This window comes from Bacillus sp. JKS001846 (genome assembly GCF_900176455.1).
GTDB classification, from domain to species: Bacteria; Bacillota; Bacilli; order Bacillales; family Bacillaceae_G; genus Bacillus_A; species Bacillus_A cereus.
Window position 1 is genome coordinate 807,370 of sequence record NZ_FWYG01000001.1, and the last position, 13,207, is coordinate 820,576.

Below are 13,207 nucleotides of genomic sequence, written 5' to 3' on the forward strand. Positions count from 1 at the left end.
GTGCGCATAGCGTAAATGGCAGTAAGGAACTGAGAGGAGGTTTTTTCTCTGAATACAAATAAAGAAACAATCATCCACCTTTATCATACAAACGATATACATAGTCATTTTGAAAATTGGCCGCAAATTTCTCGGTTTGTTCTAGGGGAGAAAAAGCGAAGACAGGAAGCGGGAGAGACTGTTTTGACGGTTGATATCGGCGATCATGTGGATCGTTTTCATAGTATTTCGGAAGCGACGAATGGACTTGGGAATACGAAGCTTTTGAATGAGGCGTTATATGATTATGTAACGATCGGAAATAATGAAGGAATTACGTTAGCGAAGGAGCATTTGAATCGGCTCTATGATGATGCTGGATTTGAAATACTTGTCGCAAATTTATTTGAAAAAGAAGGGGTACGTCCGTCATGGGCAAGGCCTTATAAATTGCATACAACGACGGATGGGATTACCATTGCTTTTATCGGATTAACGGTAGCTTATCCAGAGTTTTATCAGATGCTCGATTGGCATATTGAAGATCCCATTATTCATTTAGAGTCTATTTTAGAAGAAGTGAAAGATGAGGCTCATATTACGGTTGTCCTTTCTCACCTTGGAAAAAGTATGGATGAGTATATGGCAGAGCATTATGATATAGATGTTATTTTAGGAGCACATACGCATCATTTATTTGAGCGTGGTATTCTACTGAATAATACTTTACTTTGTTGTTGTGAAAAGTGGGGGCGTTACGTTGGTCACGTGCAGCTTACTGTGGATATAGAGATGAAGAAATTGCTGAAAAAAGACGGTAGAGCGATTAAGACGGAACGTTTAGGTGCTTATAACGAGCCGTTATCCACAATTGAAATACTGCAGGAAGAAAGTGAGCATATAATGGCAGAGTCTGTCGTTCATTTAAAAGAGTCATTACCGGTTGATTGGTTTCATGAGACGCCGTTTTCTCACATGTTAGCAAGTGCGCTGAAAACATGGTGCAATGCAGAGATTGGCATGGTGAACGCTGGTGTACTTCTTGAAGGGTTAGAAGAGGGTGTTATAACGCGCGGAGATATTCACAGAATTTGTCCACATCCAATTAATCCGTGTGCTTTGAAAGTTCCAGGAAAGATATTAAGAGAAGTTATTTTGAAAGCACGTAAGCCGAATATGGAGAATCTTGAGGTGAAAGGATTCGGATTTCGGGGAAAAGTGATGGGGAAAATGATTTACGCTGGTGTAGAAGTCATTCCAGATACGATTCCCGGGAATAAAATTTTACTCGAAGATGTATTAATTAACGGGGAATCGCTGGAATTAGATCGTATATATACAGTAGGAACGATTGATATGTTTACATTTGGCTACTTATACCCAGAGCTATCCACACTTTCTGACAAACAATATTATATGCCAGAACTACTTAGAGATGTGTTAACAGATATGTTAATAACTTATACATCTTCCGTTAAACTATAGGCTAGTTAACTTGTAACACTCATTTTTCTCTTGTCATACAGATAAGAAAGAGAGGAGTGTGAACTATGGTTAATGTGGAGCCAATTATAATTGATAATTATACGTTTATTGCAGTTAGCGTGAAACTTCCAAAGACGAATTTGCTAGCTGTAATGAGCGATAAAGGATATATTATGTGTGGTGCATTAGATGTAGGTCTTTTAAATGAGAAATTAGGTGATCGAGGAATTATTGCTGGCCGTGCGGTTGGTGTAAGAACGATTGAACAACTTCTTGAAGCACCGCTAGAATCAGTAACGATTGAAGCCGAAGCTTTAGGTATTACGACTGGCACAATCGGAAAAGAAGCATTATTAAAAATGAGATAAGCATATATCGTCCCTCCTTCTTGCATAGAAATGATATAAGAAGGAGGTTTTTTTATGAGTATATTTCGCTCGAAAAACTCGCGGTTTCGAAGGGGACCTATTGCCTTTCGGTATATACTGCTTATGTCGTTTATTCTTTTTGTTATATTACTTACGCAAGGGTTGTGGATTGTGAATAATAATATTCAGCCGACCTTAATTAAATATGGGGAAGTAGAGACACATAAAATGGCGACGGCAATTATGACGAAGGCAGTAAAGGATCGAATTAAAGAAGGATTCGATGTAGATTCATTAATGAAAGTACAGAATGATAAAAACGGAAAAGTATCCACAATTAATTTAAATACAAAGCAAGTAAATGAAATCGTAACATCAACGACCACGTACATAGAAAAATATTTACAGCAAGTAGAACAAGGGAAGTTGAAGGAGCTAGGTATTTCTGAAAAAAACGGCGCGACTATGGCAGTTCCTTTTGGGCGTGTAACTGATAATGCACTTCTTGGTAATATAGGACCAGATATTCCGATTCATTTCACGCCAGTTGGACATGTGAATACAGATATTAAACAAAAAATTGAGCCGCATGGGATTAATACTACAGCGATTCAAATTGTTATGGAAATGGAAGTAACATTGCAAGTGATTATTCCATTTCATACGAAAGAGATAAAGGTGAAACAAAATGTTCCGATTGCGACGCGTATCGTTCAAGGGGAAGTGCCTACGTATTATGGAAGCGGAAGTGTTGCTGTACCTGATAAAAAGAAAACAGATAGTTAGTTGTAAATAAAGTGAAACCCGGCTCAGTCAGACTTTTACTGGATAAAAAATAACCGTAGCAATGCAGCTACGGTTATCGTTTTGTATTTGCTCGTTCTTTGCGCTCCCAAAGGCTTAAATGCATGTATGGATCGAAGGCCCATTCTGTATAGCCATTGTCTTTATACATGCCAAAATGTAAGTGGGGCGGAAATTTTCCGGCTGTACCAGGAGGTCCATAACCAGTGCTACCAACAAATCCGATTACTTTCCCTGGCTCAACAATTTGTCCAAGCTGTATTTCTTTTGAAAACCCGCCTAAATGAGCGTAATAATGGTAATTGTTATGAAGGTCGCGAATACCAATGCGCCATCCACCAAGGCGGTTCCAACCTTTCGTTTCAATAATGCCATAGCAAGTCGATCTTACTGGCACGCCATATCCGGCAAAAATATCGGTTCCTTCATGAATCCTTCTGCCGCCAAAACTTCTTCCAGCGCCGAAAGTACTACGGTAGCTATGGTCACTACGGATCGGAAGAGGAAAAGCATTTCCTTCTAAATTAATACGTCCATAATGTTTATAAATTTGGGCGTATTCGCTAATTAAATCAACTGTTTTGGCACGTCTATAATATTCCCAGAGCATAATTTTAATACGGTCTTCTGATGTTCCTTGTTTCCTTAAAATAGTCGCTGCGGTATGCAGAAGATCACGGTCGCTATTTGCATTTGCAAATCCATCTTTGTCACCATCTAAACCTATTCCGCCAAATAGAGAAATTGTATGGGGAAGAGTATCGTTATTATTAATAGGTCCAGCCCATATTTCTGGTTTGAAATAAAGGGAAATGATGGCATCTGGTTTTTTCGGAATATCTTTTCTTACGCTCCGTATATTTCTTTCATATTGATCCATTGCAGCTAAGTAATACCATGGAATGCCTGAAGACTGCTCGGTTTCTTTATATAGTGCCATGCGCTTTTCGTATATGCTTTGCTGATTATCTTCACCGTAAGCGATGTTTTGGTGGAGAAGAAAACAAATAGAAAGCAAAAGAGAAATTTTTCGAAGCATGAAATAGACTCCTTTCACAACATCACTCTTTTTAGTGTGGGATATACGGAGTATTTCATTATAGGGAACGATTGGAAAAAATCTTAGAATCTTCATTTGAGCAAATCGCTTTCATACGTTAGAATAGATATGTTACATTGAAAGAAGCGAACACGGTAAACTATTTCATATTGTGCGGAGTTGATAACCATGACAAAACAAACAGAATATAAGCGCAAGCCCGAATGGTTGAAAATTAAGTTAAACACGAATGAAAACTATACAGGCTTAAAGAAAATGATGCGTTCTAAAAATCTTCATACAGTTTGTGAGGAAGCAAAATGTCCGAATATTCATGAATGCTGGGCTGTAAGAAAAACAGCAACATTTATGATTTTAGGTGCGGTTTGTACACGTGCTTGTCGTTTTTGTGCGGTTAAAACAGGCTTACCAACTGAGCTTGATTTACAAGAACCAGAACGCGTGGCAGATTCAGTAGTACAAATGGGCTTAAAGCACGTTGTTATAACAGCGGTTGCACGTGATGATTTAAAGGACGGGGGAGCAGCTGTTTTTGCTGAAACAGTACGAGCAGTACGTCGTAAAAACCCATTCACGTCTATCGAAGTATTACCATCTGATATGGGTGGAGTAGAAGAAAACTTAAAAATGTTAATGGATGCAAAACCAGATATTTTAAACCATAACATTGAAACAGTACGTCGATTATCTGACCGAGTTCGCGCTAGAGCAAAATATGAACGTTCATTAGAGTTTTTACGTCGAGCGAAAGAAATGCAGCCTGATATTCCAACTAAATCGAGCATTATGGTGGGCTTAGGTGAAACGAGAGAAGATTTAATTGAAGCAATGGATGACTTACGTGCAAACAATGTGGATATTTTAACTCTTGGGCAATACCTACAACCATCTAAGAAGCACTTACCAGTTCTTAAATATTACCCACCAGCAGAATTTGCAGAGCTTAAAGAAATTGCACTTAGCAAAGGATTTAGCCACTGTGAAGCTGGCCCACTTGTGCGTTCTTCTTACCATGCGGACGAGCAAGTACGTTCTGCAAAAGAAAAAACAGCAGAAGCTAAATAATGAAAAAAGAGAGCTAACGATTAGCTCTCTTTTTGTTTATACTCTAAAACGGTATTTGGACATGTTAATAAAATCTTTTTTAATTCTTCTGTGGATAATTCAATTGTAAATTCAGGTACACCAGGTGTAATTAAAATTTTATCGTACGTATAAATAGCGTTATCCACAATAATTGTTACATCGTGTGAATATCCGAAAGGAGCCACACATCCCGGCGTACAACCAGTTTTGTCTCGCAGTTCATCAGGAGAACAGAGAGATAAGCGTTCTCCTGTTAGTTCTTTCATCTCTCCCCGGTTGAGCCTTGTGCCCTCTAACGTAAAAAATACGTAATAATCTCCAGACTTTGATTTTAAAAATAAGCTTTTACTTGGAGTGCCTTGTAAGCCGAGTCTCTCACGTACAATCCGATCTGTCTCATAATCGAGTACTGGTTCGTGTTCAAATTTTTCATAAGAAACATTTGTTTTATGTAGTAGAGCAAGTACATCTTCGTACATATGGAGTGATACCCCTTTCTATTATTAGTACAGTTTCTTCTCGTGGCGTCAACTGAATGTTTTGGAAAGGGATATTACTTAGACGATGCTTCCCATAAGCGTTTTATGATACATTGTTCGTCGATTGTAATTTCGTAAATATCAGGATTCGTTAAAGTTCTCCATTCATTAAAGCCAATCGTATGATTAAAATGCTTTAAAATGAGCGTAAGTAAATTGCCATGTGTAACAAGTAGTGTTGTTGTATGGTTTAATTGTAAAACGTCTTGAATAAGCGATATGGCACGGTCTGTTGCTTGTTTTGTTGACTCTCCGCCTGAAAAGGCAATATCTATATTTGTAAAAGTAGATTCTAGTTTTTGCATCCAATCATCCATTGGAACGTTGCTCAATATGCGTTCAGTTAATCGTTCATCTTCTTGGATAGATAAGTTAGCTTGGAGCGCATAGGGCCGAATGGAATCGATAGCTCGGACAAATGGGCTTGAAATAATATGATCGATTTGTAGATGATTTTCTAAGAGAAATGTAGCAAGGGTATTTGCTTGGTCTTTTCCATCGGTCGTTAATTCAGCATCACGTTTTTGCCCAGTTGCTGAACAATGTCGTATTACAATAATTTTCTTCATAATTCATCCCCATCTTTCAAGTTGACGCTATATACTTCGACAAATGTGGAAATAATTCCTTTTTCTTGTAAAACGGCATATGGATTTAAATATGTGGAAAAGTAATGTGGATAATGAACATTTGAGGTGCAATCATGAATAAAATGATATGTATTGTAGTTAGTCTTTGTTTTTTTATACACTTGTCCACAACTTATGCAGAGTCGAATCAAAAAGTAAATTATCCAAGCAATCGAAATAAGTCATTTGTGAGTGAGGATATTTTTTATAAACAGTTAGATAAGAAAATCTATAAAGAATACAATAATGCAGCATATAGTGTTCGAAAAAAAATCTTATTTAAAGAAGTGCCCGATGAAGAATTTTCTTTCCTACAAAAAACAGCCGTGGGTTGTCGGAGTAGTGTGATGCTTCAAGATTTTTTTGTTCATCCTGATCGCCAAGTTTATTTTTTTGCTTCCTTTTCTCAAAATGAAGTAGAAGAGTTTCATAAATATATCGTTATAGATGCAGAAACAAAGAGGGAGCTGCAAGAAGGAAAAAGCTATCATCATTGCGACAATCTATAAAAAATAAACCACCAATGGGTGGTTTATTTTTTACTCCGGTACACTCATTAATTTCGCTTTCATTTTGCGAATAAGAACGACAGCGCCAATTGTACAAAGAAGTGTAATTCCTTCTGCAACGAAGATATTGATTGTTTTTGTTTGGTAAAGTGCCGCGAAAAAGTCTACAAATGCGTGGAATAGTATAGCGTATACTAGGAAGATATATTTCTTCTGTTTTACTGCGTATAAAACAAGCATTGTAAAGGCAATTTGAAGCACGAGTGCCATAATTCTTTCTAAGCTACCAAGGAAGTATAAGTAGGCAGGTTGCTGAATTAACATGTCCTGTAAAATGCTCAGCTCGGGTTTTTGTTCAATCAGTCGAGCGAAGCTACCATCGTTAATAGAATTAGCAAAGATTAATGCTTGTAATGCAGAAAAACCGCCAATTAAAATAGATTCAATTCCGCCGTGACCAATTCCATAAGCGAAGCCATCTTTATATTCTAGATATTTTTTTAGTAAGAAGAAGAAGGCAACGAAGCGTCCTAATTCTTCAAAAATACCAGCAGTCAATCCGCCATAAATTGCGAAGACAAACGGATTTTCTAAAAATGGAGCGATTGTTGGATTACCGCGCATAAATAGGTGGAATGGTGTTTCAAGAATTTGGGTAAATCCGATAAAGATAAGAACACCAATGCCGACCACTTTCCAATTCATATTATATTTTTTACGGAAATAAACGAGTACAATAATTGGGACCAGAATCGAGACAATGAGTTGAAAGATGATGCTGGCAATTACAGTATTTGAAACCATACTTTCACCGCTTTCTAATATATGTACATAACTATTATGCATCAAATATAGGAGAGATGAAACTTTTTAAGATAAAATGAATTTACTTATTGACTCTAACGTTGCGTCATACTTTATCGTATGTACTAAGGGGGAGATACAAATGACAATGAGAGTAAAAGAAGTAGCTGATTTAGTTGGAATTAGTGTGCGCACACTGCATCATTACGATGAAATTGGGTTGTTAACCCCAGACGAGACGACAGAGTCTGGATATCGTCTGTATTCCAATGAAAATTTAGAGACATTGCAGCAAATTTTGTTTTTTAAAGAGCTTGGCTTCCCTTTGAAAAAAATTAAAGAGATTATCATGAGTCCATCATTTGATCGCGAAGAGGCACTAGAGCTTCATAAGAAAATGCTTCTTGAAAAGCGTGCTAGATTAGATAAGGTGATTGCGACGATTGATAAAACAATTCAGCATACAAAAGGAGAGATTGAAATGACGAATAAAGAGAAATTTGAAGGATTCGATTTCAGCCATAACCCATATGAAGAAGAAGCACGTGAAAAATGGGGAGACGCAGCTGTAGATAAAGCAAATGAATATGCAAAAGGTATGTCAAAAGAGAACCAAGAGGAGTTTAATGCTATTTATAGAAATTTAGCAGCGCTTAGACACGGAGCACCAGATTCTAAAGAGGCGCAAGAAGCAATTGGAGTGTGGTACGATTACTTGCAAAACTTCGGTGCATATTCATTAGATGCTTTTAAAGGACTCGGTCAAATGTACGTCGCTGATGAGCGCTTCACGAAAAATATCGATAAGTTTGGTGAGGGGTTAGCGCAATTTATGTGTGATGCGATGGAGGTTTATGCGAATCGTAATAAAAAATAAAAAATAAAAAGTAAAACAGGTGGAGATTTTCTCCACCTGTTTTACTTTTTAATCATATCATTCAAAGTCTGATCTCCCGTATTGTTCAAATGAGGATTTTTACTCATTTCACGTTTTAGCATATCGAGGCTTTGCGTATATTCTGTATCATTTAATGCGCCAGATTGAAGACCTTGAATTTGGGAAATCAACTTTTGGTCTGTTGATACATATGCTTTATAATAGCGAGGGACGATGGACAAAGCAGCTCTATATACTTGATCTGCTACGAGTTTTGGATCCGTTGTGTTTGCACGGTATACAACAAATACTTCATCATCGGTAACGAGCGTAGCGGCGTTTGTAACGTCAGGAAGTTTGACTGTCATACTTGTAATCATTTCAGCAACTTTCTCACGGTTAATGGCTCCTACTTGTTTGTTAGATACTTCATGCTTTTGTTTAGATGAATAGCCGACCCTTGTGAGCCGTGTATTTGTATTTTCCGTATGATACATGTCATTTTTATTGGAAACAAGAACACGGCTTCCTTCTTCACGTTCCATTTCAGCTTTGTTCGCTGATTGGCAGCCTGCAAATAAGGAAATAGTGAGAAGGGAAAGTAAAATTTGTTTTTTCACGATGTATCACCTCCTTCTCCATAGCATGTACTAATTTGCAATTTTTTGTATTTGAAATTGTTGGTTGTTATGCTTTGTGATACGATAAAAAGAAGAATGCTTAGAGAGGAAGTTAATGATGGAGCAAAAGCAAGAGATTCATGCTACGGTGAGCATTAATAATGTGCAGTACGAAGTAATTAAAAACTTTCGTGACGGTTTTAGTGAAGAAGCATTTAAAGAGCGCTATGCAGAAATTTTAAATAAATATGATTATATCGTTGGAGACTGGGGATATGAGCAACTTAGACTGCGCGGATTCTTTGATGATAGTAACCAGCGTGCGACATATGATACGAAAATTAGTACGTTAACGGAGTATTTATACGAGTACTGTAACTTCGGTTGCGCACATTTCGTATTGCGAAAAGTGAAGAAGTAAAAAAACTCTTACGATTGTAAGAGTTTTTTTTCGTAGCAGTTATACCAATTGTGAGGAGGCTGTTTACTTGAAAAATAAACAGCACCTCGACAAATATAATGATTCTTTTCATACAAGCGCAATGAAACGGGATTGCCAGTGAAAGCATCTAATCGTATGCCCGTATAGTCTTTTCGTTTTGCTTCATTTTCCCAAAAGGATAAAAGTACTTTGCTATATCCTTTTCCTTGGGCGAAAGGATGGATGACGAAAGAATGGACGATAAGAAAGCGACCGTGTGTTTCTGACCAATCAATTAGCTCATATTCTGGAGATTGCCACTCATTCAACACAACAGCACCAACGAGCGAATCATGCTCAAATAGGCAGTAGAGTTCACCTTGTTCTAAGTGATAGGCAATATGTTCTCGAGTCGGATATGAATCATCCCATTGATAAATTTTCTTTTGTAAGAGCGCTTTTTTACATTCTGTATACATTGCATCTAATTCGTCTAATAAATTCATCGTACCTTTTCTCACATTTAGCATGAGACTCCCCCTTATAAACAAATTGAAATAGAATCTCCTTCAGATAGTATTGTATTTGGCTTCATTTGTTGTCCGTTCAATTGAATATCCCCATTTTTAATTTTATCCACAATGAGTGTACGGCTCCAGTCGGAAATATATGTGGATAAGGCTTTATCGATGCGGTGGGAACCGAAAAGGATATCTAATACAATTGTAATTTCAGCTACGCCACTTTCTTTATGCTGTGTAATGGAAATGGTAGTAGTTGTTTCCGTTTGATCTTGCTGAGGCATATCGACTGTTTCCACATGATCAGTAAATGATTTATAAATACGAAGTTTTTGATTCCACGTATGATCTTTCGGACATTTATAAATGGCAAAGCGATATATGTTTTTTCCGTTGGCGTTATGCCTACGAATATTTGTGTCGGTAAATAGGGTAGTGCGTCTGCAATTTTTACAATACTTTTCGATTGTGCTTTGTTCATTTTCATATAAACTCCAAGAAAGTTGTACTTTCTGCATTTTTCTTCACCTCTTATAGTAGTGGCAAAGAAACGTAATACAGCTATTTGGATGTCTTGTAGTATGAAGACATGAGAAAAAGACAAAAATAAAAGGAGGTTCCCTTAGGAACCTCCGTAAACATCATACTACAGATGCGTTACGTTCCTTTGTAATGGGAATGGGCAGACTACTCCCTTGAAAAAGCGTGGTGCTTTTTTGAGAGTAATGCTATCCAATTGCTGGTCCATTACAAAGTAAATGTTGGCATACGTAGATAACGTCCTTTCTATCCAAATAGATTTATTCTTAATTATAACATATTAGTTTGAAAATTAAAAATACTTACAATAAAAAAACACCAGCTAAAATAGCTGGTGCATACGATAAATTATATAAGTTCAAATAAAAATGAGCGTAATTCTTCTGCAATTTCTTCAGTCATAGAAAATGCGTGCTCTAAGTAGCCTGGTTCGTTTAAATCGTCAGCACCGATGATTGCAAATTTATTGCGTTGCATATCAAGGACAATTGTTTTACCGTAATGACGATCGGAGTATAATAGCGCTAAATCGTGACGCTCATTTTCTCCCATAAAGCTAACGAAACGAGTTTTTGTAGCGACAGTATCGTCGTACAGAAAGAAACGTTCTTCCATACACATGGCTCCTTTATTAAATATCTAAGTTTAAGTGTGGTTTATGATCTAAATGGTGATGCGTTTTAATGAATCGTACTGTTCTTGTTTTGTAACGCATTACGATAGAGTATGTTTCAGCTAAATCTCCACCAAGGAATTTAACACCGTCTAATAACTCACCAGCAGATACACCAGTTGCTGAGAAGATTGCATCATCCCCAGATACTAAGTCATCTAACATAAGAAGTTGACGAGGATCTTCTAATCCCATTTCACGACAACGAGCTTCTTCTTCTTCGTTCATTGGAACTAAACGAGCTTGCATTTCACCTTCAAGGCATTTTAATGCTGCTGCAGAAATAACACCTTCTGGAGCTCCGCCAATACCTACGAATAAGTCGATACCCGTTCCAGGTAGTGCTGTTGCGATTGACGCACCAACATCACCGTCACCAAATAATTTTACGCGTGCACCTTTTGCACGAACACGGTCAATAATATCTTGATGACGTTCACGTTCTTGAACGATAACTGTTAGATCGCGAATCTTTTTATTGTTAGCTTCTGCTACAATTTCAATTGTTTTTTCAATTGGATCATCTAAGCTAATTTTACCAGCTGCTTTTGGACCAACCGCGATTTTTTCCATGTACATATCAGGAGCATGAAGAAGGTTCCCTTTGTCTGCGATTGCAATAACTGCCATTGCATTTGCAAGACCTTTTGCAACGATGTTTGTACCTTCTAATGGATCAACGGCGATGTCTACTTCTGGACCGTTACCTGTTCCTAGTTCTTCACCAATATACAACATCGGTGCTTCATCAAGTTCTCCTTCACCAATTACAACTGTACCTGCCATGTTTACTGAATCGAACATATCACGCATTGCTGTAGTTGCTGCATCATCTGCTTCATTTTTCTTTCCGCGGCCCATCCACTGTGCGGATGCTAAGGCTGCTGCTTCTGTTACACGGACAATTTCTAGTGCGAGTTCACGTTCCAAGATTCCATTCCTCCAATTTCAAAAATCATACAAATATAACTATAACAAATAACGGAGAAAAGGTGAATTCGAAAAATTGTCGATTTTTTCAGAAGAAAGCGTTACAATTAAAATGTAAATGCTTTAATTTCCAGGTAGGTGACATTCATGTATTTTGTAGACAGAAAGAAAATAGAACAAATGCTAGTATGTTTAGAACGAGCAACAAGTACATTTCAAGAGAAAAAGATATATGAAACCGAGTTTGAATTTTACGCATTAGAGCGCATAGCCCATCTTATTATTGATACTGTATTAGATGCCGGGAATGCGATGATTGATGGATTTATTATGCGCGATCCAGGAAGCTATGAAGATATTATTGATATTTTAATGGACGAGCGAGTGATAAGTGAAGAAGATGGACAAGGGATGAAAGAAATTATCCTTCTTCGAAAAATGCTTACGCAAGACTATATTCAAATGAATCATGATGAATTATATAAGACGATTCAAAAACATATTGCAGTGGTAGAGAAATACCCAGCAAATATTCGCAGTTATTTAGAAAAGGAATTAGGACCTGTATCTGCATTTGTACCAGAATAATTATGCTTATAAGATCCCCAGAGAATGCCTTTTGGGGATCTTATATTGTATGTGAGAAAGAAAAGGGAGAAGGGTGAAGTATGGGGGAAGCACGTACGACGAAAGACGAAATTGTACAATTGTTGAAAGTAAAGGGAGAGCACACGGTAGCTGAACTAGCTGACGTTTTAGAGATTACAGAAATGGCGATTCGAAGACATTTAAGTAATCTTGAGAAAGACGGACTCATTTATTCTAAGATGGTAAGGCAACATGTCGGAAGACCAACTTATTTGTATGGATTAAGTGAAAAGGGAGAAGATACATTCCCGAAAGAGTATAAGCAATTTGCGATTGATATGCTAGAAGATTTAGCTCGAATGGGTGATGAAAAAATACTTCGTTACGTTTTAAAAGAGAGAACGAAGCGAATGGAAGAACAGTTACAAAAGAGAGTGAGTAATCAAAAGAATTTAGCATATAAAGTGCAAGAGATAGCAGCTATGCAAGAGAAAAACGGTTATATGGTTCAAATAAAGAGAGATGGAGAGAATTCTTTCGTAATTGAAAAACAAAACTGTCCGTTAAAGGAAATTGCAGAGAGATTCCCGCAAGTATGTGAAGATGAAAAAGAGATGTATAAGCGTTTATTTGCAGGAGCAGATGTAAAGACGTTAGCAAATATGTGTGAGGGCGATTGTAGTTGTTCTTACCAAGTAAAAGAGAAAAAATGAACGTTATGGGGCGCTTTTAGGTAAAGCGTTTTTTTCTTTGGAAAAAGCGGGTAATATAAGA

18 protein-coding genes are annotated in these 13,207 nt (G+C 37.2%); 9 read left to right on the top strand and 9 right to left on the bottom strand.

The window, feature by feature from the left end; all coding sequences use genetic code 11:
- Window positions 1–72 precede the first annotated feature (72 nt).
- From B9A45_RS04295 to yunB, 3 genes are all read left to right on the top strand, one after another.
- Window positions 73–1,464: a bifunctional metallophosphatase/5'-nucleotidase gene (locus tag B9A45_RS04295; RefSeq protein WP_084063886.1), complete on the top strand. Its 1,392-nt coding sequence runs from the start codon at window positions 73–75 to the stop codon at window positions 1,462–1,464.
- A gap of 65 nt (window positions 1,465–1,529) precedes the next feature.
- Window positions 1,530–1,832, top strand: coding sequence for a YunC family protein (locus tag B9A45_RS04300; RefSeq protein WP_016118834.1), 303 nt, complete (start codon window positions 1,530–1,532; stop codon window positions 1,830–1,832).
- A 54-nt stretch (window positions 1,833–1,886) separates the two neighbouring features.
- Window positions 1,887–2,618, top strand: coding sequence for a sporulation protein YunB (gene yunB, locus B9A45_RS04305; protein ID WP_084063887.1), 732 nt, complete (start codon window positions 1,887–1,889; stop codon window positions 2,616–2,618).
- 73 nt (window positions 2,619–2,691) lie between these two features.
- Here the strand turns inward: yunB and B9A45_RS04310 are convergent, their stop codons facing one another.
- On the bottom strand, window positions 2,692–3,675 hold the full coding sequence (locus tag B9A45_RS04310; RefSeq protein ID WP_084063888.1) for a M23 family metallopeptidase: 984 nt from the start codon (window positions 3,673–3,675) through the stop codon (window positions 2,692–2,694).
- 189 nt (window positions 3,676–3,864) lie between these two features.
- Here B9A45_RS04310 and lipA point away from each other — a divergent pair, with 189 nt between their 5' ends.
- Complete coding sequence (gene lipA, locus B9A45_RS04315) at window positions 3,865–4,761, top strand: lipoyl synthase (protein ID WP_000166372.1); 897 nt, start codon at window positions 3,865–3,867, stop codon at window positions 4,759–4,761.
- A 20-nt stretch (window positions 4,762–4,781) separates the two neighbouring features.
- Here lipA and B9A45_RS04320 read toward each other — a convergent pair whose 3' ends face one another.
- Window positions 4,782–5,261: a YbaK/EbsC family protein gene (locus B9A45_RS04320; protein ID WP_000272747.1), complete on the bottom strand. Its 480-nt coding sequence runs from the start codon at window positions 5,259–5,261 to the stop codon at window positions 4,782–4,784.
- 74 nt (window positions 5,262–5,335) lie between these two features.
- Window positions 5,336–5,890, bottom strand: coding sequence for a histidine phosphatase family protein (locus B9A45_RS04325; RefSeq protein ID WP_000721050.1), 555 nt, complete (start codon window positions 5,888–5,890; stop codon window positions 5,336–5,338).
- 134 nt (window positions 5,891–6,024) lie between these two features.
- Here B9A45_RS04325 and B9A45_RS04330 point away from each other — a divergent pair, with 134 nt between their 5' ends.
- On the top strand, window positions 6,025–6,459 hold the full coding sequence (locus B9A45_RS04330; RefSeq protein WP_084063889.1) for a hypothetical protein: 435 nt from the start codon (window positions 6,025–6,027) through the stop codon (window positions 6,457–6,459).
- A gap of 30 nt (window positions 6,460–6,489) precedes the next feature.
- Here the strand turns inward: B9A45_RS04330 and B9A45_RS04335 are convergent, their stop codons facing one another.
- Window positions 6,490–7,305, bottom strand: a complete 816-nt coding sequence (locus B9A45_RS04335; protein WP_002101508.1) for a YhfC family intramembrane metalloprotease — start codon at window positions 7,303–7,305, stop codon at window positions 6,490–6,492.
- A 100-nt stretch (window positions 7,306–7,405) separates the two neighbouring features.
- On the opposite strand from B9A45_RS04335, the gene B9A45_RS04340 reads away from it, so the two are divergent.
- Window positions 7,406–8,140 carry a MerR family transcriptional regulator gene (locus tag B9A45_RS04340; protein WP_000178768.1) on the top strand — a complete coding sequence of 245 codons (735 nt, stop codon included), beginning with the start codon at window positions 7,406–7,408 and terminating at the stop codon, window positions 8,138–8,140.
- A 41-nt stretch (window positions 8,141–8,181) separates the two neighbouring features.
- On the opposite strand, the gene B9A45_RS04345 is transcribed toward B9A45_RS04340, so the two are convergent.
- Window positions 8,182–8,760 (bottom strand): YhcN/YlaJ family sporulation lipoprotein, encoded by a 579-nt coding sequence (locus B9A45_RS04345; RefSeq protein WP_000744128.1) that lies wholly within the window; start codon window positions 8,758–8,760, stop codon window positions 8,182–8,184.
- Window positions 8,761–8,878: 118 nt separating this feature from the next.
- Here B9A45_RS04345 and B9A45_RS04350 point away from each other — a divergent pair, with 118 nt between their 5' ends.
- A complete protein-coding gene (locus B9A45_RS04350) occupies window positions 8,879–9,181 on the top strand; it encodes a YutD family protein (RefSeq protein ID WP_000435943.1) in 303 nt (100 codons plus the stop codon).
- A gap of 8 nt (window positions 9,182–9,189) precedes the next feature.
- Here B9A45_RS04350 and B9A45_RS04355 read toward each other — a convergent pair whose 3' ends face one another.
- The 4 genes from B9A45_RS04355 to glpX all read right to left on the bottom strand — a co-directional run bounded on the left by B9A45_RS04355 (window position 9,190) and on the right by glpX (window position 11,845).
- Window positions 9,190–9,711, bottom strand: coding sequence for a GNAT family N-acetyltransferase (locus tag B9A45_RS04355; RefSeq protein WP_000935793.1), 522 nt, complete (start codon window positions 9,709–9,711; stop codon window positions 9,190–9,192).
- Window positions 9,712–9,722: 11 nt separating this feature from the next.
- On the bottom strand, window positions 9,723–10,220 hold the full coding sequence (locus tag B9A45_RS04360; protein ID WP_016110893.1) for a hypothetical protein: 498 nt from the start codon (window positions 10,218–10,220) through the stop codon (window positions 9,723–9,725).
- 370 nt (window positions 10,221–10,590) lie between these two features.
- Entirely contained in the window at window positions 10,591–10,857 is a 267-nt protein-coding gene (locus B9A45_RS04370; RefSeq protein WP_000392606.1) for a DUF3055 domain-containing protein, read from the bottom strand.
- 16 nt (window positions 10,858–10,873) lie between these two features.
- Entirely contained in the window at window positions 10,874–11,845 is a 972-nt protein-coding gene (glpX, locus tag B9A45_RS04375) for a class II fructose-bisphosphatase (RefSeq protein ID WP_000439090.1), read from the bottom strand.
- 147 nt (window positions 11,846–11,992) lie between these two features.
- Between glpX and B9A45_RS04380 the strand changes: the two genes are divergently transcribed.
- Both B9A45_RS04380 and B9A45_RS04385 read left to right on the top strand, forming a co-directional pair.
- Complete coding sequence (locus B9A45_RS04380; RefSeq protein WP_016110892.1) at window positions 11,993–12,433, top strand: DUF86 domain-containing protein; 441 nt, start codon at window positions 11,993–11,995, stop codon at window positions 12,431–12,433.
- Between the two features lie 80 nt (window positions 12,434–12,513).
- Entirely contained in the window at window positions 12,514–13,146 is a 633-nt protein-coding gene (locus B9A45_RS04385; protein WP_000503346.1) for a helix-turn-helix transcriptional regulator, read from the top strand.
- The last annotated feature ends 61 nt before the right edge of the window (window positions 13,147–13,207 follow it).

Bases quoted from the DNA above. Each gene is read 5' to 3' on its own strand.
- B9A45_RS04320 (WP_000272747.1), bottom strand. From the start codon at position 5,261: ATGTACGAAGATGTACTTGCTCTACTACATAAAACAAATGTTTCTTAT.
- B9A45_RS04300 (WP_016118834.1), top strand. From the start codon at position 1,530: ATGGTTAATGTGGAGCCAATTATAATTGATAATTATACGTTTATTGCA.
- B9A45_RS04340 (WP_000178768.1), top strand. From the start codon at position 7,406: ATGACAATGAGAGTAAAAGAAGTAGCTGATTTAGTTGGAATTAGTGTG.
- B9A45_RS04330 (WP_084063889.1), top strand. From the start codon at position 6,025: ATGAATAAAATGATATGTATTGTAGTTAGTCTTTGTTTTTTTATACAC.
- B9A45_RS04355 (WP_000935793.1), bottom strand. From the start codon at position 9,711: ATGCTAAATGTGAGAAAAGGTACGATGAATTTATTAGACGAATTAGAT.
- B9A45_RS04335 (WP_002101508.1), bottom strand. From the start codon at position 7,305: ATGCATAATAGTTATGTACATATATTAGAAAGCGGTGAAAGTATGGTT.
- B9A45_RS04350 (WP_000435943.1), top strand. From the start codon at position 8,879: ATGGAGCAAAAGCAAGAGATTCATGCTACGGTGAGCATTAATAATGTG.
- B9A45_RS04325 (WP_000721050.1), bottom strand. From the start codon at position 5,890: ATGAAGAAAATTATTGTAATACGACATTGTTCAGCAACTGGGCAAAAA.
- B9A45_RS04310 (WP_084063888.1), bottom strand. From the start codon at position 3,675: ATGCTTCGAAAAATTTCTCTTTTGCTTTCTATTTGTTTTCTTCTCCAC.
- lipA (WP_000166372.1), top strand. From the start codon at position 3,865: ATGACAAAACAAACAGAATATAAGCGCAAGCCCGAATGGTTGAAAATT.
- B9A45_RS04360 (WP_016110893.1), bottom strand. From the start codon at position 10,220: ATGCAGAAAGTACAACTTTCTTGGAGTTTATATGAAAATGAACAAAGC.
- B9A45_RS04380 (WP_016110892.1), top strand. From the start codon at position 11,993: ATGTATTTTGTAGACAGAAAGAAAATAGAACAAATGCTAGTATGTTTA.
- B9A45_RS04385 (WP_000503346.1), top strand. From the start codon at position 12,514: ATGGGGGAAGCACGTACGACGAAAGACGAAATTGTACAATTGTTGAAA.
- B9A45_RS04370 (WP_000392606.1), bottom strand. From the start codon at position 10,857: ATGGAAGAACGTTTCTTTCTGTACGACGATACTGTCGCTACAAAAACT.
- yunB (WP_084063887.1), top strand. From the start codon at position 1,887: ATGAGTATATTTCGCTCGAAAAACTCGCGGTTTCGAAGGGGACCTATT.